This is a genomic window from Catenulispora sp. GAS73 (genome assembly GCF_041262085.1).
Classification (GTDB): Bacteria; Actinomycetota; Actinomycetes; order Streptomycetales; family Catenulisporaceae; genus Catenulispora.
Map to the genome: position 1 here is coordinate 451,097 of NZ_JBGCCM010000001.1, position 20,662 is coordinate 471,758.

Here is a 20,662-nt window from a genome sequence, read left to right on the forward strand (position 1 = left end):
ACTGCCGCCTGGATTCTCTCAGCCCGCAGTCGACTCCGCCGCAGCCCGCCCGGCGGTTCGCCCGGAGAACAGGCAGCCGCCCAAGAACGTCCCTTCCAACGCGTTGTACCCGTGCATGCCGCCCCCGCCGAATCCGGCGACCTCGCCGGCCGCGTACAGCCCCGCGATCGGCGAGCCGTCGGCAGCCAGGACACGGGAGTCCAGGTCGGTCTGGATCCCGCCGAGGGTCTTGCGGGTCAGGATGTTGAGTTTCACGCCGATGAGCGGACCGGCCGCCGGGTCGAGGATGCGGTGCGGGGTGGCGGTACGGCCCAGGCGGTCGCCGATGTAGCGGCGGGAGTTGCGGATGCCCTGGACCTGCGCGTCCTTGCTGTAGGGGTTGGCGATCTGCCGGTCACGCGCCTCGATCTGCCGGCGCATCGCGGCCGCGTCCAGCAGGGACTCGTCGGTCATCGCGTTCATCTTCGCGACCAGCTCTTCCAGGCCGCGGGCGACGGCGAAGTCGGCGCCCTTCTCCACGAACGCGGCGACCGGCGCCGGGGCGCCCTTGCCGACGAGCCGCTCGCGCAGGAAGGCCTTGCGGTCGTTCGCGGTGATGTCAGGGTTCTGCTCCGACCCCGACAGCGCGAACTCCTTCTCGACGATCTGCCGCGTGAGCACGAACCACGAGTGGTCGTAGCGCGCGATCTCCGGATCGGTGCGCAGGTGGCGCAGCGTGCCGAGGGTGTCGTAGCCCGGCAGGTACGGCGCGGGCAAGCGGCGGCCGAGGGCGTCGAACCACATCGACGACGGCCCCGGCAGGATCCTGATCCCGTGCCCGGACCACACCGGGTTCCAGTTCCGCAGGCCCTCGGTGTAGTGCCACATCCGGTCGCGGTTGACCAGCCGCGCGCCGGCCTGCTCGCTGATCTGGAGCATCCGGCCGTCCACATAGGCCGGGACGCCGGTGACCATGAAGCCCGGGGCCTTGCCCAGCCGCTCGGGCCACAGCTGCCGCACCATCTCGTGGTTCGCGCCGATCCCGCCGCTGGTGACGATCACCGCCTGCGCCGACAGGTCGAACTCGCCGATCGCCTCGCGGTTGGAGGCGACGCCGCGCGCCGCGTCGTCGGGCGCCAGCACGGTGCCGCGGACCCCGGTGACGGCGCCGTCGGTGACCACGAGCTCGTCGACGCGGTGCCGGTGGTGGAACGTCAGCAGCCCGGCGGCCGCGGCGCGCTTCGCCGAGGCGACGAAGGGGGCGACGACGCCGGTCCCGGTGCCCCAGGTGACGTGGAACCTCGGCACGGAGTTGCCGTGCCCGTCGGCGCGCAGGTCGCCGCGCTCGGCCCAGCCGACCGTCGGCAGGAACTTCAGGCCGTGGCCGACGAGCCAGGAGCGCTTCTCCCCCGCCGCGAACTCGACGTAGGCGCGGGCCCAGCGGTAGCCCCAGGAGTCCTCGTCGTCCCGGCGGTCGAACTGCGCGCTGCCGAGCCAGTCGTTCCAGGCGAGGTCGAAGGAATCCCGCACCCGCAGCCGCCGCTGCTCGGCGGAGTCCACCAGGAACAACCCGCCGAACGACCACCAGGCCTGGCCGCCCAGGTTCGCGGCGTTCTCCTGCTCGACCAGCGCCACCTTGCGGCCGCGCGAGGTCAGCTCGTGGGCGGCGGTGAGCCCGGCCAGGCCGGCTCCGACAATGATGACGTCAGCGTCCACGGGGCGGCTCCAGTTCTGTCGCGAAGGCGTTCTCTGTCATGAAGGCGTTGAGGACGAACTTAGCGGCCGGGGGTACGGCCGCTCGCCAACGGGGGACGTCGATCGCCGACGCGGCGTCACTCCTCAATGATCACGGGCCGCCGCTCGGAGCCGGAAAGGCCTCCCAGCACGCACAAGACCGAGCCCGCCAGCGCGAACCACAGGCCGACCTGCATGCTGTGCTCGGACGACCGCTGGACCTGGATGATGAACAGGACCGATCCCACGATGCCCACGGCACCGGCCAGCCGGACCAGCCAGCCGCTGGCGTCGGCCAGGCCGAGCACGGCGATCAGGCCGAGCAGGATCGAGGCCCCGCCGATCGACTGAACGATGTCGTTGGTGCCGCCGAAGGAGTCCTGGTACACCGAGCGCCAGGACACGTGCGTGCCTTGCGTGTTCCGCGTCCAGTTCAGAAACGCGCCCACGATCAGGCCCGCGGCGCCCAGCGCCGTGAGCAGGACCCGGGATGTGACGCCGGTGGATCCGACCCTTGACGTCGTGTGATGCATCACCATGTGCTGCTCCTCTTCTCTCGTCTTCTCTCGCGGAAGCGTCCTGGTGCCCCGGCCGTCCGGCGCCAAACACTCGTTTGCCGCCGGTCCGGCTGGACACCCGGAGGGCTCCGCGGGCTCTGACGAGCCCGGCGCACACGCAGCGATACGGAAGAAGTGGCTTTCCATGAACGAGAACGCACACGACGACGTCATCGCCGTCCTCACCCACGACCACCGGGAAGTCCAGGCGCTCTTCGCCGAGCTGGACGAGACCCGCGACGGCGCCGATCCGCAACAGCGCAAGGACCTGGTCGACCGCGCCACGATCGAACTCGTCCGGCACTCGACCGCCGAGGAACAGCTGGTCTATCCGACGGTGCGCCTGAACGTGGACGGCGGCGCGGAACTGGCCGACCACGAGCTCAGCGAACACGCGCAGATCGAGCGCAGCCTGAAGGAACTCAACGGGATGCAACCCGGCGACGAACCGTTCGAGGCGACGCTTGAGCACCTGATAGAGCTGGTCAACGCGCACATCGCCGAGGAGGAACAGGTCATGTTCCCGCGGCTGCGAGCCGTCTGCACCGAAGAAGACCTCGTGGAGATCGGCAAGATGGTGACGGCGGCCAAGAAGCTCGCCCCCACCCGGCCGCGTCCCGGCGCCCCCGACACGCCGCCCGGCAATCTCACGGCTCCGGCCCTCGGCCTCATCGACCGCATCCGCGACGCGTTCAGCGGCCGGGGACGCGGGGCCTGAGCTTCACGCCGGATCGGACACGCCGGCCGGGTCGACTCTGAGCAGCAACGCGGCCGGCTCGACCACGACGTCGAGCACAGGACCGTCGGCGAGCGGCTCCCCGTCCGCTTCCCGCCGCAGCGGGTGCTGCCCGGACACCACGATGTGCCGACCGCGACGCCGCTCGACCGCCGACGATCGATCCCGATCCCGATCCCGACCCCGGCCCCGGCCCCGGCCCCGCAGCAGGCTCCCGGCGACGGGCACCCAGCCCAACGCCGTACGCGGGGCCAGCACCGCGACCTCCAGGACACCGTCGTCCGGCTCCGCGTCAGGGAACAGCGACAGTCCGCCGTGCAGTCCGCCGACGTTGCCGACCACGACACTGCGCACATGCCGGTACCGGGTCCGCTCGCCGTCCACCTCGACCGTCGCGGTGAATCCGCGGTCCGCCAGATGCCGGAAGAGGGAGACCACATACGCCGGCCAGCCAACCCGGCGCTTCAGCCAGTGCGGGGCATCGTGCACCATCGCGGCGTCCAGCCCGACGCCGGCCATGCCGACCATCACCGCGCCGTCCAAGCGCCCCACGTCCACAGCCCGATCGGCGCCGTCGACCGCGATCTGCACGGCCGCCGCCGGATCCTGCGGGATCCCCAGGTTCCGCGCCACCAGGTTCCCGGTTCCGATCGGTACCACCGCCATCGGCACACCGCTCCCGGCCAGCACGGCGGCGCACGCGCTCACCGTGCCGTCGCCGCCGCACACGACCACGAGCCGCGCCCCTTCGGCCAGCGCCGCGCGCGCCGCCGCTCCCCCGGCGTCCCCGCTGCTGGTGGGATACAGCTTCGGTGCCGGCTCCCCGCGCGCCCGCAGCGCCCAGCGCAGCAGATCGCGCGGGTCGTCGCCGCGCAGCGCGGCGAGCTTGCCTTCGTGGACCACGACCGCAACCTGGTTCATGGGCCCCATGTAGCCGCACGCGCGTTCTCCAAACCGCGCATGATTCCGCGCCGCCTGGACATCCGGGCGCCATGTCGACCACGACGAAAGTGCCGCAGACCCGGACGATGTCGGGCGAGGAGCTGTCCGCGGACGACGCCTGGCGGACGCTGCGGCGTACCGGAACCGGAACCCTGTTGCGCGACGCGTTCCTGCGACTGCGCTACGGCGACGGTTTCAGCCACGCGCGCGCCCTGGCGCTGCAGATGGCGCTCACCGCGATCCCGGGCCTGATCGCGTTGGTGGGCCTGGCCCAGACGGCGCACGACGCGCGGTGGGGCCAGGCGTTGCAGGACACCATCGAACGGGTCACGCCCCCGGCCAGCCGCGCCGCCGTCCACCAGGCCCTGCAGAACGCCGGGGACGGCGGCCGCACGGCGGTGTGGCTCGGTCTGGCGGCGGCGCTGCTGTCGCTGACCGTGGCCATGGGCCAGATCGAGCGCGGCGCCAACCGCATCTACGGTCTGCAGCGCGATCGTCCCGCCCTGGCCAAGTACGGCGGCGCGTTCCTGCGCGCGGTGCTCGCCGGAATACCCATCGCGTGCGGTCTGGCGCTGCTGGTCTTCGGCGGGTCCTTCGGCAGTGCCCTGGCCGATACGTACCGCTGGCCGCCGAGCGGTCTGCACGCCTGGGACCTGGCGCGCTGGCCGATCGGCATCCTGTTGGCCCTGGTCTCCGCCGGCATCCTGTTCCGCAAGGCGCCGCGCCGCCGCCAGCCCTCGGCGACCTGGCTGGTCTTCGGCGCCGCGGTCGCGTTGGTGGTGTGGACCGCGGCCACCGCGCTGCTGGCGTGGTACGTCGAGGGCAGCCACACGTTCGGCGCCACGTACGGACCGCTGACCGCGGTGCTGGCGTTCCTGCTGTGGGCGAACCTGAGTTCCATCGCGCTGTTCTACGGGATCGCGTTCGCCGCACAGTTGGAGAGCCGCCGCGCCGGGGTCCGCTCGCCGATCACCGCCGACCCCGGCGACTGATCGGCTCGTGCCGTGCGGAGCCATCGCTGAGCACGACCCGATCGGCGAGCAGTACGCACAGGGCTCCCAGCATCACCCCGGCGACGACGTCGCTGGGGTGATGCATTCCCCGGTACAGCCGTGAGAAGCCGACCGCGCAGGGCACGACAATCAGGAGCCACACCGGCCACGAGCCGCCGTGTCGCCAGGCCACCACCGCGACCGCCGCGTAGAGAGCCGTGGCGGCGGCGGTGTGGCCGGACGGGAAGCTGGACGTCGGCGGGGCGACGTCCAGGTGCGGCACCGCCGGCCGGGGACGATCGACCACCATGGTGGTCACCAGGAAGACACTGACCTCGGACACCAGGACGGTGGCCACGAACAGCGCCTCGGGCCAGCGGTGGGTCAGGACTCTGATGGCGATGACCGCCCCGGCGCTGAGCGCGATGGCCGACGGGGTATTGGCCACCGTCGAGAAGAACCCTGTGAGGCCGTTCAGCGCGTGATTCCGATGCCGCGCGAGGGCGCGGTTCACGCCGTCCTCGGCGCTCAGCGGCCAGGCGTGCGCCAACGGCCCGGTGACGAGCCAGCCGACGGCGATCAGGAGGGCGAGGATCGCGCCCGCGCCCAGGATCAGGCCTATTCCAGTGCCGCGGACGTCACGCCGCGAGGCCCCGTGGGCCGTCGTCGCGGTCATGGCCTGCCCCCATCGCTCTCGGCGGGCAGCGTTTGCTCCGAGCGCGCAAGCTCCTCACGCTCCTCGGGTTCCACACCCTCGGTCGCCGGCCGTGCCCGCCGCAGCCCGTGCTCGACGCGCCAGGTCTGGAACGCCGAGACCGAGACCGCCAGCAGAGCCAGCGCCAGCAGCCAGGCACCCACCACGTCGGTGACCCAATGCACGCCGAGCGCCACGCGGCTGTATCCGACCGCGAACACCGCCAGCGTCGCGATGGTCCACACGACGACCTTGCCGACCCTGCCGACCAGCGGCAGGACGAGCAGGACGACGATCCCGCACGCCAGCGCGGAGGCCATGGCGTGACCGGAGGGGAAGGACGCGCCGGGGGCGTGCGCGAACGGGTTCGGCAAGTGCGGCCGGGCCCGGTCGACCAGGGCCTTCAGGCCGGTGTCCAGCACGGCACCGGCCACCATCGTCGAAGCCGCCCACAACGCCAGACGGCGCGCGCCGCGCAGCCACAGCACCACGGCGAGAACCGCGACGAGCACGCGCGCAGAGGTGGGGCCGCCGACATCCGACACCCGTAACAGGATCTTGATGGCGAGCGGATGGCCGGACGTGTGGTCGTGGAGGTAGGACGCGGTGCGCTGATCGAGCTGACGGAACGGATCCCAGGCGCTCTCCACCGCGACGGCGAGCAGCCCGGCCAGCGCGGCGGCCGGGACGGCGACGAACAGCGTCAGGCCGAGACGCGCGCCGAAGCGCTCGTGCACGGTACGGCGCAAGGACCCCGGCGCGCTCATCCGCCTGCTCCATCCGCTGTCATGCCGATGGTGAGCGCAATGATCTCTCGCATGGACGAATCCTCCTTCGTGTCGGACGGCGAGGCATACCCCGACGCCGCGCCTCAAACCGTTTGGCCGCATCGGATGCGGGCAGCAGAAGCGCTCCGCTACAGGGAGACCCCCGGGCGGAGAAAGAGGTGAAGCAGATGAACGACGTGACGAAGTACGTGGACGTCCGAGTCCCGCTCCGGACCGCCTACAACCAGTGGACGCAGGTCGAGTCCTTTCCGCACTTCATGTCGGGGGTCGTCGCCGTCCAGCAGATCGACGACCGTCACACCCACTGGGTGACCGAGGTCGCGGGCAGCCGCCGGGAGTTCGACGCCGAGATCGTCGAGCAGCTACCCGACGAGCGCATCACCTGGCGCAGCATCGACGGCGACGTACGGCACGCCGGGATGGTGACCTTCGAGGCCCTCGCCGACGGCGTCACCCGCGTCACAGTGGACCTGGCCTGGGAGCCGGACGGGCTGGTGGAGAAGGCCGGCAGCGCGATCGGCATGGACCGGCTGCAGGTCAAGGCGGACCTGGAGCGGTTCCGCGTGTTCATCGAAGAGCGCGGCGTCGAGACGGGCCAGTGGCGCGGGCGGATTCCGGAGTCAGGGCACGCCGGCCAGGGCGGATGAGGCTGCTCAGCCGCCGACGCGCCTCAGGTAGTGCGGTCAGAAAGCACTCACCGCAGCGGCTGTCGCGGCCGGCGAAGCCGCACCACGCCATAAACGATGTCCGCGGCTACCAGCACGCAGCCGATGAGCAGCAGGTAGAAGAGCCCATTGGCCACGGCGCCGATGATGCCGAGCACCACCGCCGCGAGGATCACGAGCAAGAACAGGACCATGATGCTCCTTTCCGTCGGGCGCGAACGGTCCGCGACCGGGCCGCGAACGGTCCGCGTGCGGTCAGCGGCGGGCGAGCTGCCGCTCCCCGGCGGCGCCCGGCTCATACGGCAGGTCGTAGTGCTGGAACACGGCTTCCTCGTCCTCGAAGGGCAGAACGTCGTCGGTGCCGATCGCCGGGCTGCCCTTCACGAGCGACTTGGCGTAGTTGACCTTGACGTAGCCGGGCCCCACGATCACCCCGTCCAGGGGGACGAACACCAGCCGGTGCCGGGTGGGCAGGCCCACCTGGACGGTGGCCATCGCGGGTTCGTCGGTGCTGGTGTCCACGTAGACCGCCTCCAGGGAGCCGATCTTGTGCCCGCCGGAATCGATCACGTCGTGGGTCCGCCACTCCCGCAGGTCCGCTGCCTGGATCATGGTGTCTCCTCTCGCGCCAGGCCGGTGGCGTGGGCCGCCCGGACCTTCGTGTCCAGTGCTTCCATTGTGCGCAGATCAGCGCGAATGAAACACCGCAGGTCAAAAGCCCCTCAGCGGCGGGGCCGGACCACGCGCGTCACTTCGCCAGCCCGGACACCAGGTTGATCGACGTCGCGATGATCACCGCACCCAGCGGGAACGAGAGCCAGGCGTGCCGCAGCGCCGTGCGCCGGATCTCCTTGGTCTTGATATTCGTGTCGGAGACCTGGAACGTCATGCCGATCGTGAACGCCAGGTAGGCGAAGTCGCTGTACTGGGGGTCGTCCGGCTCGTTGAAGTCGATCCCGCCGACCTCGCCGGAGTAGTAGAGCCGCGCGTACTTCAGCGTGAAGACCGTGTGGACGAGCGTCCAGGACACGAAGACCGAGGCCAGCGCCAGAGCAGCCTGCAGGTACTTCGCGTTCCCGCTCGCGTGGCCGGCTCCGAACAGCACCACCCCGACGGCGACCAGGCTGGCGACCGCGGCACCGAGCAGAGCCAGATCCGCCAGGTCGCGGCTGGGATTCTCGCGCTTGGCGTGTCGCGCGGTGCTCTCCGCGTCCAGGCTCCAGATGGTGGACCACACCCACGCGCAGAACACGACCGCCAGCACGTCCCACCCGATCAGGGGCGCGGCACGGCCAGCTCCCGCCAGCGCCGTGGCCACGCCGGCTGCGGCCGCCGCGGCAGCCGAGACCAGCAGCTTCGTCCGTGCCGAGCTGAAGCGTCGCGCTGTCACGTTCCGCCCTCGGTCATCGACATCTGCGCCTCCGATACGGCCGTGCCCGGGTCGCGGGGTTGAACCGCGGAGCCTCCTGCTGCCCTGCCCGCCTGGGAGTAAACAGCCGCGGATCGCCCGGCGTAGCCGGCCGGCATGCCCCGATGTGTACGATCGTACGCATCCTGTACATCGCCGACGACCCCGACAGCTTCGAGCAGTTCAAGCGAGCCGTGCGCCTGCAGGCGCAGTACGCGGCCGCCTACGTCGAGGACCCCGGCGAGGACTGCCAGCTCGGCCCGAACGTGCAGCTCCTCACCCCCGTGCACCCGGTGGAGCCGCAGCCGCGCAAGGACCGGCTGGAGTCCGCACGGCCGATCACCATCGGCGACAACAGCGTGATCGGCGCCGGGGCGGTCGTGACGCGGGACATCCCGGTCGGCTGCCTGGCGCTCGGCTCGCCGGCCCGCGTGGTCCGCAAGCTCTAGCCGGGGCCGGCGCGGCAATACGATGGACGCAATGGACGCAGACGCGACACCCTCAGGCGTGCGACCGGCCGCCGCCCGCAGCCGTCGCTTCGACCCCGATCGGCGCGCGCGCATCGTCGACGCCACGCTCGACGTGATCGCCGAGGTCGGCGTCGCCGGCGTCTCGCACCGGAAGGTCGCCGCGCACGCCGATGTGCCGCTCGGGTCGATGACGTACCACTTCGACGACATGGACCAGCTACTGCGGGTCTCCTTCGAGAAGTTCGCCGACACCATCGCCACGCGCTACGAGCAGTGGTTCCGGCAGGCGGCTGACGCCGACGAGGCACGCGCCGCGGTCGTCGGGCTCATCCACGCCGATCTGCTCGACTCGCAGCGCGAACTCGTGCTCACCACCGAGCTCTACACCCTGGCCGCGCGCAAGCCCGAATTCCGCACCCTGACCTGCGAGTGGATGGCCCGCAGCCGCCGCGCGCTGCGCACCTTCTTCGACGAGCCGACCACGCACATGCTCGACGCGCTGATCGAAGGGCTCTTCATCCACGCCGCGCTGGACACCGTCCCGCCCGAGCGCGCTCGCACCGCTGAGGCCGTGCGCCGCATCACCGCGGGCTGAGTTCCGGAACCGGAAACCCCTTTCCCGCAGCGAAGGCCTCAGTGTACGTTCGTACGTATCGTGATACGTACGAACGTACACAGTGCGCAGTTCTCCAGGGGGATCCCACCGTGGCATCAGCACTCGCCGACGATGAGGTCGCGGCCGCCCCGTCCGCGCTGCGCACGGTACTCGCCTCGCCGTTGTACCGCGGCGCGACCGTCGCGCTGTTCCTGTCCGGGCTCGGGATCTCCGCCGCCGCCCCGCAGATCACCCTGTTCCTGGTCGACGATCTGCACACCTCGCTGACCACGGCCGGCCTGTACTACCTGACGAACATCACCGCACCGCTGGCCGGCTACCTGATCGGGACGCGCTCGGACCGCAGCGGCAAGCGTCTGGGACTGTTCCGGGCGTGCGCCGCGGCGGGTGCCGTCGGCTGGTTCGGCATGGCCGTCTCGACTCAGGTGTGGATGCCGTTCGTGATCAGCGCCCTCGTCCTGGCCTTCGCCGGCGCGGCGGGGTCGCAACTGTTCGCCGAACTCCACGACAGCCTCCAGGAGACGGCCGACACCGTCGGCGCCGCCGGGGACGGAGTCGTCTCGATCGTGCGGATGGCGCTGACGGCCGGCTGGATCGTCGGGCCGGTGCTGGGTTCGCTGTTGGCCGCGACCGCCGGACCTCGCGTGATGCTGGCTACTACCGGGCTGTGCACACTCGCCCAAATCTTCCCCATGGGCTTCGCGCGCACGGCACGCACCGAGCGCGTCCGCGCCAGGCCCCACGGGCCCCGCGCGCAAGCCGAGCACGTACGGCGGCGCCCCGGACCGCGTGCCATGCTGCCGCTGCTGGCCTTCACGGGGCTGTACTGCCTCGTCTACGCCGGAGAGCCGATCAAGTACGGCTACCTCACCATCTACATGCGCACCGACATGCATCTGCCGACCGCGATCAGCGGGGCGGTCATCGCGATTCAGCCCCTCATCGAGCTGATCCTCATGCCGGTGGCCGTGATCGCCGCGCGCCGCATCGGCATGATGCGGCTGATGGTCTTCGGCGCCGGCTGCGGCGTGGGCGCGAACCTCTGCTTCGCCCTGACCGGAAACACAGCCGGCATGTTCGCCGGCCAGATCCTGATGGGCGGGGTGTGGGGCGTGTTCGCCGCGCTGGGCATCATCGTGGCCCAGCGGCTGCTGCCAGAGGCCGTCGCCACCGCATCAGCCATCTTCATGACGTCCCCGGCGGTCGCCAGTGCGCTCGGCGGGGTCACCGGGGGTCTCGGTGTCAACCTTCTCGGCCTGCCGCATGTGTTCCTGCTCCCGGCCGTCTTCGGACTCCTCGCCACTGCCGGCTTCGCCGTCATGAGCGGGTCCCGGCACGCCGTGACTTAACTTTACTGACTGGTACAGCTAAGGCGGAGCGCAGCGTCCCGACTCACGCGTCCTCAAAGGAGGGCCGCTCCTCCGACCCTCCCCCTGCGCGTTCGACAGCGCGGCGCTATTGCGTCAGCTCGGCTCGCCGTTGAGATAGCAGTCGGGCACCCAGCCAATCTGCCCGCTCACCAGGTCCACGCCGTGGTACCAATAACTCGTCGTCACGCCGTTGTCGCAGGTCGTCGACCGGCCGTTGGAGACGTAGTCGAGAGTCTTGAAGACCTGCCCCGCCGTGCCGGTGGCCACCTGCGTGGTGGGACTGTTCGGATCGTTCCAGACCCCGACGTTCCCCTCGGAGTAGTTGGTCGTCTCATCCAGACAAGCGCCCGGCTGATTGTTCAGGTTGTCGTAGAAATAGCAGCTGCCCGACGCAGCCGCAGCCGCCGAGGCAGGAACGGCAAGCGCGCCAACCCCACCGAGGCTCGCAACAGCGACGAAGAGGCTCGCAGCGATTCTGGGACTCATCATGCACTCAGTGTGATCGCGGACGCTTACAGATCGCTTTCACTCTTTACCGGCTGGCACCGGGTGGCTCTGTGGGTGACTACAACCTCCGGCACCAGCCCGACATATTGCTGAGACCAGCAGTCCGAATACTGCGTCGCCACTTCCGCACCGCAGTTGTCGCAGACCAGGTTGGGGCCGCTCAGACCGTCGAGGCCACAGCAGCCGCCGCTGCGGCGGGGCTCGGGGTGAGCCGTCGTCGAGGAGACGTCGTCGGGATGCAGCACGAACTCGCCAGTGTGCTGATTCACTGCGTAGGTCCCGCGCTGCATCCACGGCGGGAGGAACGTCTCGGCGCTCGGTGCCTCCTCGACGACTGGCGGGGGCAGCGGGACTTCACGCAGGTCGGCGCTGAGGTGCTGCTTGCAGCGGGAGCAGGCGAAGACGGTCACAGTGTGGTCACTCTATCGACACGCGGTCACGCCGATTCGCGAACCACCAGCGTCGGCTCGAAGATCCGCGACGTGACGCGCGGCTGCCGGTCGTCGATCTGCGCCAGCAGCAGCTCGGCCATCGCCGCGGCCATGTCCTCGATCGGCTGGCGCACCGTGGTCAGGGGCGGTCGGCAGGCCGTGGCCGCGCTGCTGTCGTCGAAGCCGATGACCGCCACGCGGCCGGGCACCGCTATCCCCCGATCGTGGAGCGCCAGCAGCGCGCCCTGCGCCATCAGGTCGTTGGCCGCGAACAGGCCGTCGAGATCGGGGTAGCGGTCCAGCAGCTCCCGCATCGCCTGCTCGCCGCTGTCGCGCGTGAAGTTGCCCTCCACGGCCGGCACGAACGCGTGCCCGTGCCGGGCCATCGCCTCGCGGAAGCCGTGGAGGCGGTCCTGGCCGGCCGGCATGTCCAGCGGTCCGGAGATCGTGGCCACCTGCCGGCAGCCCAGCTGCGCCAGCCGGTCGGCCGCCAGGCCCGCGCCGGCGTGCTGCGCGGCGTCGACGTAGCTGATCGGGATCGGCGTGGTCGGGCGGCGGGAGAGCACCGTGGGCAGGCCGGACTCGATCAGCATCGGCGGCAGCGGGTCGTCGGCGTGCGTGGAGATGAGCAGGACGCCGTCGACGTGCCCCTGGCGCAGGTAGTCGATCAGCTGACGGCGCGAGTCGTCGGTCTCGGCGAGCATCAGCACCAGGCTCACCGCGCGCGGACGCAGGACGCTGATGATCCCGCTGACCACCCGGCCGAAGAACGGGTCGGTGAACACCCGGCCCACGAAGGGATCGTCGAAGGACCGGTGCTCGGCCTCCGACACGACCAGCGCCACCGACCCCGTCCGGCGGGTCACCAGCGACCGGGCCGCCTGGTTCGGCACGTAGCCGGTCTGCGCCACCGCGGCCTGCACGACCTCCCGGATGCGGCGGTCGACGTTGCGGGTGTCGTTCACGACCCGGGAAACGGTCGCCCGCGAGACCCCGGCAACCCGCGCGACGTCTTCGAGCGTCGGTGCGCGCGGTATCCCCTCCTCGGCGGCCATGTCTCGTTTATAGCACGGGACGGAGAGCGCTCTCCGTCCGAGGCGACCCCGAGCCGGTTCCGAGCCGATCCCGAGCTGAACCCGAGCCGGTCCCGAACCGCTCCTGAAGCGTTTCAGAGCCCTCCCATCGAGTTTCGGTCGCAGAATCCGTTGACATCCCGGAAACTTCAGCGCGACGATCGCCCTTGCGAGAGAGCGCTCTCCGTGTTCCACGCACGACGACGGGGACCCATCCGCGCCGCCGAATCCCGCGGCGCGCCGCCAGAACGACCCCTGACCAAGCAGGAGATGTCATGAAGGCCTTCTCCTCCGGTGGGACACTCCATCGGAGACCTCTGATCCGCCCCCTGCACGCCGCGTTCCTGCTCCTGCTCGTCCTGAGCATGGCCGCCTACGCGGTCGTCGCGCCGTCGGCCGCCCACGCCGCCGACAGCCTGCTCTCGCAGGGCAAGCCCACGACCGCCTCGTCGCAGGAGAACGCCGGGACCCCGGCGGCCGACGCCACCGACGGCAACACCGGCACCCGCTGGTCCAGCGCCTTCAGCGACCCGCAGTGGCTGCAGGTCGACCTCGGCGCGACCGCCTCCGTCGACAAGGTCGTGCTGAACTGGGAGACCGCCTACGCCACGGCCTTCCAGATCCAGACCTCGAACGACGCCACCACCTGGACCTCGGTCTACTCCACCACCACCGGCACCGGCGGCATCCAGACCCTGACGGTCGCCGGCAGCGGCCGCTACGTCCGCATGAACGGCACGGCCCGCGCGACCCAGTACGGCTACTCCCTGTGGGAGTTCCAGGTCTACGGCACGATCGGCTCCGGCTCCGGCGGCGGCTGCGGCACGGCCAACGCCGCGCTGAACCGGCCGGCCACCGCGTCCTCGCTGGAGAACGCCACCTTCCCGGCGTCGGCGGCCGTCGACGGCAACCTCGGCACCCGCTGGTCCTCGCAGTTCTCCGACCCGCAGTGGCTCCAGGTGGACCTGGGCAGCACGCAGTCGATCTGCCAGGTCGTCCTGAACTGGGAGGCCGCCTCGGGCAAGGCCTACCAGATCCAGACCTCGAACGACGCCACCACCTGGACCTCGATCTACTCCACAACGACCGGCCCCGGCGGCACCGAGACGCTCAACGTGAGCGGATCCGGGCGCTACATCCGGATGTACGGCACAGCCCGCAACACCGCCTACGGCTACTCGCTGTGGGAGTTCCAGGTCCACACCGGCAGCTCCACCGGCGGGCCCGGCGTCACGGTCACCAGCCCCGGAAACCAGACCACGACCGTGGGCACCGCCGCGAACCTGCAGATCCAGGCCTCGGACTCGACCTCGGGGCAGACCCTGACCTACACCGCCACCGGCCTGCCGACCGGCCTGTCGATCAACGCCGCCTCCGGCCTGATCACCGGGACCGCGAGCGCGACCGGCACCTTCACCACCACGGTGACCGCCACGGACGGCACCGGCGCCAGCGGGACGGCGTCCTTCACCTGGACGGTGAACAGCATCGCGACCGGCTGCACCAACCAGCCGAACACGCCGAACTTCGGACCGAACGTCTACGTCTTCGACCCGAGCATGTCCAGCGCGAGCATCCAGTCCACGCTCGACTCGGTGTTCAACACCCAGAAGCTGAACCAGTTCGGCACCCAGCGCTACTCCCTGCTGTTCAAGCCGGGCACCTACAGCAACACCGCCAACATCGGCTACTACACCTCGATCCAGGGCCTGGGTCAGAACCCTGACGACGTCACCATCAACGGGGACGTCACGGTCGACGCCTTCGACGGGACCGGCAACGCCACGCAGAACTTCTGGCGCTCGGCGGAGAACCTGGCGGTCAACCCGTCGGCCGGCAACACCCGCTGGGCGGTCGCGCAGGCCGGACCGTTCCGCCGCATGGACATCCACGGCGGGCTCCAGATGTACCCGGCCAGCTACGGCTACGCCAGCGGCGGCTACGTCGCCGACAGCAAGGTCAGCGGGCAGGCTTCGAGCGTCTCCCAGCAGCAGTGGTACACGCAGGACAGCAACCTGGGCAGCTGGAGCGGGTCGGTCTGGAACATGGTGTTCTCCGGCGTGACCGGAGCGCCGGCGCAGAGCTTCCCCACCCCGCCGATGACGACGCTGGCCACCACGCCGACGTCGCGTGACGTGCCCTACCTGTACGTCGACTCCTCGGGCGCCTACCACGTGTTCCTGCCGTCGCTGCGGACCAACGCCTCCGGTCCCAGCTGGGCGAACGGCCCGACCCCGGGCACGTCGCTGCCGATGAGCCAGTTCTTCGTGGTCACCCCGAACAACACCGCCGCGCAGATGAACGCCGCCCTCTCCCAGGGCTGCAGCCTGTTCTTCACCCCCGGCGTCTACAACATCGACCAGACGCTGAACGTCACCAACCCGAACACCGTCCTGCTGGGCACCGGCTTCCCGACGCTCATCCCGACCAACGGCAACACCACCATCCAGACCGCCGACGTCGACGGCGTACGCATCAGCGGCCTGCTGCTGGACGCCGGCACAACCAACTCCCCGTCCCTCCTGACCGTCGGCACACCCGGCTCGTCGGCCAACCACAGCACCAACCCGACCTCCGTCCAGGACGTGTTCTTCCGCATCGGCGGCGACATCGCCGGCAAGGCGACGGACAGCCTGGTGGTCAACGCCAACAACACACTGATCAACGACATCTGGGCCTGGCGCGCCGACCACGGCAACGCGGGCACGGTGGGCTGGACCACCAACACCGCCGACAACGGACTGACCGTCAACGGCAACAACGTGCTGGCGACCGGCCTGTTCGTCGAGCACTACCAAAAGAGCGAGGTCGTCTGGAACGGCCAAGGCGGCGAAACGATCTTCTTCCAGAACGAGAACCCCTACGACCCGCCGAACCAGGCAGCCTGGATGAACGGCTCGACCAACGGCTACCCGGCGTACCAGGTAGCACCCAACGTCACATCGCACCAGGCATACGGCATGGGCAGCTACTGCTACTTCAACGTCAACCCGGCGGTGGTCAACGACCACGCCTTCGAGGCGCCGAACACCCCCGGCGTGCAGTTCCACGACCTGCTCACCGTCTCCCTCGGCGGAGTCGGCGTGATCCAGCACGTCATCAACGGAACGGGAGCGGCGACTCCGTCCAACACGACGCCTTCGGACGTCACCTCCTATCCGTAACCAACGAGATCGATGACTGAGAAAGGATGACGGAGGCCGCGGATCTGTATCTGATCCGCGGCCTCCGCGGCAATGCTGTCAGACCTCCATGCGACGCTCACAGGATGCTGAATATCGAGACGCTGCGACCCCTGGTCGAGGCCGCCTGGGGCCTGGACACGTGCGATCCAGTGGCACGCGACGAGTGGCGGCCGGAGAACCCGTCGGGCAGCCAGTGCGGGGTGACCGCACTCGTCGTCCAGGACCTCCTGGGCGGAGACCTGATCCACGGCGAGGTCCACATGAACGGCGCCAAAGTCTGGAACCACTACTGGAACCAGCTCCCCGACGGCGCCGAAATCGACCTCACCGCCGACCAGTTCCGCTTCCTCAACGGCGCCACCGTCACCAACAGCCAGGTGGTACAGCGCCCACCGGAAGGCCCCCGACGCTGCCGTGAGGAGTACGAGCTGCTGCGCGAGCGGGTACTGGCCGCCCTGGCAGCGGAAGAAGCCGGCTGATGGAGATCGATCCGGACGCCGCAGTGTCCTTCGCCGCGACGCACGCGCCGGAGGTACTCGCCGCCATCCGCGACGACAGCAACCGCGTGGAGATCTGCGACTGGCTGGCCAGGCACACCATGCCCGATGGCGGCGAGAGCCGAGGCCTTAGCCGCTGCGGGCGGTGACGGGCCAGCGCGGCCGGTGGTGCGGTGAGGGGGTCCGAAGGACCATGCGGGGTGTTGGTTCTGGGTCCCTCGCCGCGTCGGCGGGCTCTGCCAACCAGCCCGGTTTGGCGGTGTCAAGCCGGACGGAGGGCGACCACAGCAACAGCGATGCGGCTTGATTCCGCCAAACCGGGCTGGTTCCGTCTACGGCGACGACGCGGCGAGGGACCCAGAACCTCGGTGACCACAAGCAGCGACCGCCACCGACCAGCGCAACGCAGGCAACAGCGGATAGAAAGCCGAGCAGTCGCGGGCCGCCGCCCCCGAGCAGGTCGCGCGGGTCGCCCCCTCGCTGTAGAGCGCCCGCCGGAGGCCTCAAGGTGCCCACCACGCACGACGATTGCCGCCTACGACATGCGCAGTGACTCGGACCGGCGCGTGGTCTTGCACGCGCAAACCGCCAGCCGCCAGCGCACTGCCGCAGAAGCCTGAACCACAGCGCGGTCGTGCCAGCGAAAACCGGCGGCCGCCAGCGCGACATGCGGGGCACAACCGAACTGCGTCCCCCTGCGAGGTCATCAAACCGTGCGCGAAGCCGTAAAGATCGCCTGTAAAACCACAGACCGACCGCACCACGCCCACGACACCCACACCCACACCCACACCCACACCCACACCCACACCAACACCAACACCAACACCAACACCAACACCAAACTCAGAGGCCCCCAAAAGCCCCTCCAACAACCTCGCCCGCACCCCTGAAAACCTCACCTACTCCCTACGAACCGGCGCCCGCCCCACCGGCTGTCGAGGCGGCGTACTCACCGGTATCCGCGCGATCCGCCTAGTAACCGGCGCGCCTTCACCAACCTCAACAGCTTCGTCATGGTGCAGAAGATGCAGCGTAGGCCCGTCAATCAGCTGATAACTAACAGCCTCAGCGGTGACTTCGACACGAAGTCTGCTCTCGCGCACGCACAGGTTGACGGCGAGGCGGGTGATGTCCGCAGGCAGCCGGGGTTTGAAGCACAGCGTGCCGTCGTGCTCGCGCATCCCGGCGAGTCCTGCGACGAGCGCGATCCAGGTCCCTGCAAGGGACGCCACGTGGAGTCCGTCGCGGGTGTTGTGTTCGAGGTCGCCGAGGTCCATGAGGGCGGCTTCGGCGAGGTAGTCGCCAGCCAACTGCAGGTGTCCGACTTCGGCGGCGATGACGGCTTGCGTGCAGGCCGACAGGGAAGAGTCCCGCACGGTGAGGGTTTCGTAGTAGTCGAAGTTGCGGGCCTTCTGCTCGTCGGTGAAGGCGGCGGATCGCAGGTGCATGGCCAGGACCAGGTCGGCTTGTTTCACGACTTGTTTGCGGTACAGGTCGAAGTAGGGAAAGTGCAGCAGCAGCGGGTACTGCTCCGGGGTAGTGCCAGCGAAGTCCCAGGTTTCGTGGGTGGTGAAACCATCAGATTGAGGATGAATGCCAGCGGCGGAATCGTAGGGCACGTACATCGCCGCAGCCGCGTCACGCCAGGATGCCGCCTCCTCGACGTCCACACCATGTTCCAGAGCCCGGTCAGGATAGCGTTCGGCGACCACAGCAGCGCAGGTCAGATTGTGTTGCGCCATCAGGTTCGTATACACGTTGTTGTCGGCGATCGCAGAATACTCATCCGGTCCGGTGACCCCGTCAATGCGGAACCGGCCCTGCGAGTCGTGATGCCCCAACGACCGCCACAGCCGAGCGGTGTGGATCAGCAACTCCAGACCGGTGGTCTTCTCGAACTCAACATCGCCGGTAGCGCCGATGTAGCGGGTGACCGCATCAGCGATATCCGCGCTGACGTGGAAGGCGGCAGTACCAGCCGGCCAGTAGCCGGAGCATTCGGCCCCGGTAATAGTCCGCCAGGGAAACGCAGCACCCTTCAAACCCAACTGCCCAGCCCGCTCCAACGCCTGCGGCAGCGTATCGCAGCGCCACCGCAAAGCATCGGCGGCGGCATGCGGAACGGTGTAGGTCAGCACCGGCAAAACGAAGGTTTCGGTGTCCCAGAAAGCATGCCCGTCATATCCAGTGCCAGTCAGCCCCTTGGCCGGAATGGCCCGCCCCTCAGCCCTGGCCCCAGCCTGCAACACATGAAACAACCCGAACCGCACCGCCTGCTGAATCTCCGCATCCCCCTCCACCTCAACATCAGCCCGAGCCCAGAAATCATCCAAATAAGCCCGCTGCTCCGCAACCAACCCATCCCACCCAGTCTGAACCGCACCAGTCAGCGCAGCCTCAGCCTGAGCCCGAACCGCAGGCTCAGACCGAGCTTGCGACCACCCATATGCGACGTACTTGACCAGCCGCAACCGCTCCCCCGGCTGAAGCATCGCCGTGACCGTATACCGAGCCAGATCCTCAAAACACTCCACGCTCTCCTTCAGCGACGGCAGCGCCTGCACCTGGTGATCCATGGCGGCGGCGACCCGCAGCCCGGAAACAGCGGTCTGATGCACCAGCACCGCCCCAGCCGGACGGCTGCTGTGCTCCTCCGGCCGCAACGGCGCCTCCAGCACGGCCGCTGCCCGGGGATCGCCGGCAGCTCGCGGGATCTCCTCGTTGGCCACCAGCTCCGACTGGATGACCACCCACAGCTCGGAATCGACAGCCTCCACCTCATAAACGATCGCCGCGACCGACCGCTGCACCAACGAAACCATGCGCGCCGAACGCACCTTCACCCGCTTGCCAGCCGGCGACTCCCACTCCACCTGACGCTCCAGCAGACCGGTCCGGAAATCCAGAACCCGCTCATGCCCCAGGCAGCGTCCGTAGCGCAGGTCGAACGGAGAATCGTCGACCATCAGCCGGATCACCTTGCCGTTGGTGACATTGATGACCGTCTGCCCCGCCTCCGGATCCCCATACCCAGCCTCGGCATACGGCAGCGGCCGGGACTCGTACACACCATTGAGATACGACCCGGGCAGACCATGCGGCTCGCCCTCATCCAGGTTGCCGCGCCAGCCGATATGCCCGTTGCCCAACGCGAACACCGACTCGCTCTGACCCAACACCTCCAGGCCCAGCTCCGTCTCCCGCAGACTCCACGGCTCCACCGCATACGACGGATGCTGAATCACGACGGATCCGCCTTGCCCAACAGCTCGGCCAAGTCGGTCACGACCGTGTCGGCACCGGCATCGCGCAGCGCCTGGGCCTGCGCCTGCCCCACGCGATCGACCCCCACCACGAACCCGAACTTGCCGGCCTCCCCGGCCTGCACGCCCGCCAAGGCGTCCTCGAACACCGCGGCCTGACCGGGCTCCACGCCCAACGCCTTGGCCGCAGCCAGGTACGTGTCCGGAGCCGGCTTGCCCGGCAGGTGCTCCTCTTCGACGGTGACCCCGTCGATGCGAACTTCGAACAGGTCAGCGATACCCGCCGCCTTCAGCACGCTTTCGCAGTTCGCACTGGAGGACACCACCGCCCGATGCAACCCCGCCGCCCGCACAGCCTTCAGATACCGCACTGAACCTGCGTAGACGTGCACACCATCGGAGTCCAACAGCCGCAGGACGATCTCATTCTTGGCGTTACCCAAGCCGTTGACCGTCTCAGCACCCGGCGGGTCATCAGAAGACCCATCCGGCAGCTCGATATGCCGCGAAGCCAGAAAAGACCTGGTCCCGTCAGCCCGAGTCTTGCCATCGACATACGTGTCGTAGTCCGCCACCGGATCGAACGGCACGAAAGGACCCGGACGCGACCGCAGGAAGGCGTCGAACATCTCCTTCCACGCCCTGGCATGCACCGTCGCCGTCTCGGTGAGCACACCGTCCAGATCGAACAGACACGCCCGGATCTGCTCCGGAAGACCAGTCGTCGTAGATGCGTCATCCATGGGCCCCTG

At 69.3% G+C, this 20,662-nt stretch carries 21 protein-coding genes and 2 pseudogenes; 10 read left to right on the forward strand and 13 right to left on the reverse strand.

The genetic code is table 11. The features are described from left to right. Nucleotides 1-18 precede the first annotated feature (18 nt). Nucleotides 19-1,701 (reverse strand): annotated as a pseudogene (locus ABH935_RS01865) (FAD-binding dehydrogenase); the annotation flags it as partial. 110 nt (nucleotides 1,702-1,811) lie between these two features. Then, nucleotides 1,812-2,252, reverse strand: coding sequence for a sugar:proton symporter (locus ABH935_RS01870; RefSeq protein WP_370375984.1), 441 nt, complete (start codon nucleotides 2,250-2,252; stop codon nucleotides 1,812-1,814). Between the two features lie 163 nt (nucleotides 2,253-2,415). On the opposite strand from ABH935_RS01870, the gene ABH935_RS01875 reads away from it, so the two are divergent. Further along, on the forward strand, nucleotides 2,416-2,988 hold the full coding sequence (locus tag ABH935_RS01875) for a hemerythrin domain-containing protein (RefSeq protein ID WP_370375985.1): 573 nt from the start codon (nucleotides 2,416-2,418) through the stop codon (nucleotides 2,986-2,988). Nucleotides 2,989-2,991: 3 nt separating this feature from the next. Here ABH935_RS01875 and ABH935_RS01880 read toward each other — a convergent pair whose 3' ends face one another. Next, a complete protein-coding gene (locus ABH935_RS01880) occupies nucleotides 2,992-3,927 on the reverse strand; it encodes a diacylglycerol kinase family protein (protein WP_370375986.1) in 936 nt (311 codons plus the stop codon). A gap of 71 nt (nucleotides 3,928-3,998) precedes the next feature. On the opposite strand from ABH935_RS01880, the gene ABH935_RS01885 reads away from it, so the two are divergent. Beyond that, nucleotides 3,999-4,940, forward strand: coding sequence for a YihY/virulence factor BrkB family protein (locus ABH935_RS01885; RefSeq protein ID WP_370375987.1), 942 nt, complete (start codon nucleotides 3,999-4,001; stop codon nucleotides 4,938-4,940). On the opposite strand, the gene ABH935_RS01890 is transcribed toward ABH935_RS01885, so the two are convergent. Further along, nucleotides 4,918-5,616 (reverse strand): phosphatase PAP2 family protein, encoded by a 699-nt coding sequence (locus tag ABH935_RS01890; protein ID WP_370375988.1) that lies wholly within the window; start codon nucleotides 5,614-5,616, stop codon nucleotides 4,918-4,920. The genes ABH935_RS01885 and ABH935_RS01890 overlap by 23 nt on opposite strands. Then, complete coding sequence (locus ABH935_RS01895) at nucleotides 5,613-6,401, reverse strand: phosphatase PAP2 family protein (RefSeq protein WP_370375989.1); 789 nt, start codon at nucleotides 6,399-6,401, stop codon at nucleotides 5,613-5,615. The genes ABH935_RS01890 and ABH935_RS01895 overlap by 4 nt, the downstream gene beginning before the upstream one ends. A 188-nt stretch (nucleotides 6,402-6,589) precedes the next feature. Here ABH935_RS01895 and ABH935_RS01900 point away from each other — a divergent pair, with 188 nt between their 5' ends. Next, nucleotides 6,590-7,069, forward strand: coding sequence for an SRPBCC family protein (locus ABH935_RS01900; RefSeq protein WP_370375990.1), 480 nt, complete (start codon nucleotides 6,590-6,592; stop codon nucleotides 7,067-7,069). 47 nt (nucleotides 7,070-7,116) lie between these two features. On the opposite strand, the gene ABH935_RS01905 is transcribed toward ABH935_RS01900, so the two are convergent. The 3 genes from ABH935_RS01905 to ABH935_RS01915 form a co-directional block, all read right to left on the reverse strand. Further along, nucleotides 7,117-7,281: a hypothetical protein gene (locus ABH935_RS01905; protein WP_370375991.1), complete on the reverse strand. Its 165-nt coding sequence runs from the start codon at nucleotides 7,279-7,281 to the stop codon at nucleotides 7,117-7,119. Between the two features lie 61 nt (nucleotides 7,282-7,342). After that, nucleotides 7,343-7,699: a PRC-barrel domain-containing protein gene (locus ABH935_RS01910; RefSeq protein WP_370375992.1), complete on the reverse strand. Its 357-nt coding sequence runs from the start codon at nucleotides 7,697-7,699 to the stop codon at nucleotides 7,343-7,345. Nucleotides 7,700-7,835: 136 nt separating this feature from the next. Then, a complete protein-coding gene (locus ABH935_RS01915; protein WP_370375993.1) occupies nucleotides 7,836-8,477 on the reverse strand; it encodes a DUF1345 domain-containing protein in 642 nt (213 codons plus the stop codon). Nucleotides 8,478-8,620: 143 nt separating this feature from the next. Between ABH935_RS01915 and ABH935_RS01920 the strand changes: the two genes are divergently transcribed. The 3 genes from ABH935_RS01920 (at nucleotide 8,621) to ABH935_RS01930 (ending at nucleotide 10,930) form a co-directional block, all read left to right on the forward strand. Further along, nucleotides 8,621-8,944 carry a hypothetical protein gene (locus ABH935_RS01920; RefSeq protein WP_370375994.1) on the forward strand — a complete coding sequence of 108 codons (324 nt, stop codon included), beginning with the start codon at nucleotides 8,621-8,623 and terminating at the stop codon, nucleotides 8,942-8,944. A gap of 31 nt (nucleotides 8,945-8,975) precedes the next feature. Continuing rightward, nucleotides 8,976-9,560, forward strand: coding sequence for a TetR/AcrR family transcriptional regulator (locus ABH935_RS01925; protein WP_370375995.1), 585 nt, complete (start codon nucleotides 8,976-8,978; stop codon nucleotides 9,558-9,560). A gap of 110 nt (nucleotides 9,561-9,670) precedes the next feature. Next, nucleotides 9,671-10,930, forward strand: coding sequence for an MFS transporter (locus ABH935_RS01930; protein WP_370375996.1), 1,260 nt, complete (start codon nucleotides 9,671-9,673; stop codon nucleotides 10,928-10,930). Between the two features lie 114 nt (nucleotides 10,931-11,044). Here ABH935_RS01930 and ABH935_RS01935 read toward each other — a convergent pair whose 3' ends face one another. Genes ABH935_RS01935 through ABH935_RS01945 form a run of 3 tightly spaced genes read right to left on the reverse strand, consistent with a single transcriptional unit; the run spans nucleotide 11,045 to nucleotide 12,944 of the window. Next, entirely contained in the window at nucleotides 11,045-11,440 is a 396-nt protein-coding gene (locus ABH935_RS01935) for a hypothetical protein (protein ID WP_370375997.1), read from the reverse strand. Nucleotides 11,441-11,463: 23 nt separating this feature from the next. Next, nucleotides 11,464-11,868, reverse strand: coding sequence for a hypothetical protein (locus tag ABH935_RS01940; RefSeq protein WP_370375998.1), 405 nt, complete (start codon nucleotides 11,866-11,868; stop codon nucleotides 11,464-11,466). Nucleotides 11,869-11,894: 26 nt separating this feature from the next. Next, the gene (locus tag ABH935_RS01945; RefSeq protein ID WP_370375999.1) at nucleotides 11,895-12,944 is read right to left on the reverse strand and encodes a LacI family DNA-binding transcriptional regulator; all 1,050 of its coding nucleotides are present in this window, start codon (nucleotides 12,942-12,944) and stop codon (nucleotides 11,895-11,897) included. A 383-nt stretch (nucleotides 12,945-13,327) separates the two neighbouring features. On the opposite strand from ABH935_RS01945, the pseudogene ABH935_RS01950 reads away from it, so the two are divergent. The 4 genes and pseudogenes from ABH935_RS01950 to ABH935_RS01965 form a co-directional block, all read left to right on the forward strand. After that, nucleotides 13,328-13,726 (forward strand): annotated as a pseudogene (locus tag ABH935_RS01950) (discoidin domain-containing protein); the annotation flags it as partial. 75 nt (nucleotides 13,727-13,801) lie between these two features. Next, entirely contained in the window at nucleotides 13,802-16,126 is a 2,325-nt protein-coding gene (locus tag ABH935_RS01955) for a discoidin domain-containing protein (RefSeq protein ID WP_370376112.1), read from the forward strand. Between the two features lie 104 nt (nucleotides 16,127-16,230). After that, nucleotides 16,231-16,626, forward strand: a complete 396-nt coding sequence (locus tag ABH935_RS01960) for a hypothetical protein (protein ID WP_370376000.1) — start codon at nucleotides 16,231-16,233, stop codon at nucleotides 16,624-16,626. Beyond that, on the forward strand, nucleotides 16,626-16,793 hold the full coding sequence (locus ABH935_RS01965) for a hypothetical protein (RefSeq protein WP_370376001.1): 168 nt from the start codon (nucleotides 16,626-16,628) through the stop codon (nucleotides 16,791-16,793). The genes ABH935_RS01960 and ABH935_RS01965 overlap by 1 nt, the downstream gene beginning before the upstream one ends. Before the next feature lie 753 nt (nucleotides 16,794-17,546). Here the strand turns inward: ABH935_RS01965 and ABH935_RS01970 are convergent. Both ABH935_RS01970 and ABH935_RS01975 read right to left on the reverse strand, forming a co-directional pair. Further along, complete coding sequence (locus tag ABH935_RS01970; RefSeq protein ID WP_370376002.1) at nucleotides 17,547-19,892, reverse strand: glycoside hydrolase family 65 protein; 2,346 nt, start codon at nucleotides 19,890-19,892, stop codon at nucleotides 17,547-17,549. After that, nucleotides 19,889-20,653, reverse strand: a complete 765-nt coding sequence (locus ABH935_RS01975) for a beta-phosphoglucomutase family hydrolase (RefSeq protein ID WP_370376003.1) — start codon at nucleotides 20,651-20,653, stop codon at nucleotides 19,889-19,891. Before ABH935_RS01975 ends, ABH935_RS01970 begins: the two co-directional genes overlap by 4 nt. Nucleotides 20,654-20,662: the final 9 nt, after the last annotated feature.

Excerpts from the sequence above, each read along its gene's own strand:
- ABH935_RS01870 (WP_370375984.1), bottom strand. The coding sequence starts at position 2,252 with ATGGTGATGCATCACACGACGTCAAGGGTCGGATCCACCGGCGTCACA.
- ABH935_RS01875 (WP_370375985.1), top strand. The coding sequence starts at position 2,416 with ATGAACGAGAACGCACACGACGACGTCATCGCCGTCCTCACCCACGAC.
- ABH935_RS01880 (WP_370375986.1), bottom strand. The coding sequence starts at position 3,927 with ATGAACCAGGTTGCGGTCGTGGTCCACGAAGGCAAGCTCGCCGCGCTG.
- ABH935_RS01885 (WP_370375987.1), top strand. The coding sequence starts at position 3,999 with ATGTCGACCACGACGAAAGTGCCGCAGACCCGGACGATGTCGGGCGAG.
- ABH935_RS01890 (WP_370375988.1), bottom strand. The coding sequence starts at position 5,616 with ATGACCGCGACGACGGCCCACGGGGCCTCGCGGCGTGACGTCCGCGGC.
- ABH935_RS01895 (WP_370375989.1), bottom strand. The coding sequence starts at position 6,401 with ATGAGCGCGCCGGGGTCCTTGCGCCGTACCGTGCACGAGCGCTTCGGC.
- ABH935_RS01900 (WP_370375990.1), top strand. The coding sequence starts at position 6,590 with ATGAACGACGTGACGAAGTACGTGGACGTCCGAGTCCCGCTCCGGACC.
- ABH935_RS01905 (WP_370375991.1), bottom strand. The coding sequence starts at position 7,281 with ATGGTCCTGTTCTTGCTCGTGATCCTCGCGGCGGTGGTGCTCGGCATC.
- ABH935_RS01910 (WP_370375992.1), bottom strand. The coding sequence starts at position 7,699 with ATGATCCAGGCAGCGGACCTGCGGGAGTGGCGGACCCACGACGTGATC.
- ABH935_RS01920 (WP_370375994.1), top strand. The coding sequence starts at position 8,621 with ATGTGTACGATCGTACGCATCCTGTACATCGCCGACGACCCCGACAGC.
- ABH935_RS01925 (WP_370375995.1), top strand. The coding sequence starts at position 8,976 with ATGGACGCAGACGCGACACCCTCAGGCGTGCGACCGGCCGCCGCCCGC.
- ABH935_RS01935 (WP_370375997.1), bottom strand. The coding sequence starts at position 11,440 with ATGATGAGTCCCAGAATCGCTGCGAGCCTCTTCGTCGCTGTTGCGAGC.
- ABH935_RS01945 (WP_370375999.1), bottom strand. The coding sequence starts at position 12,944 with ATGGCCGCCGAGGAGGGGATACCGCGCGCACCGACGCTCGAAGACGTC.
- ABH935_RS01960 (WP_370376000.1), top strand. The coding sequence starts at position 16,231 with ATGCTGAATATCGAGACGCTGCGACCCCTGGTCGAGGCCGCCTGGGGC.
- ABH935_RS01965 (WP_370376001.1), top strand. The coding sequence starts at position 16,626 with ATGGAGATCGATCCGGACGCCGCAGTGTCCTTCGCCGCGACGCACGCG.
- ABH935_RS01975 (WP_370376003.1), bottom strand. The coding sequence starts at position 20,653 with ATGGATGACGCATCTACGACGACTGGTCTTCCGGAGCAGATCCGGGCG.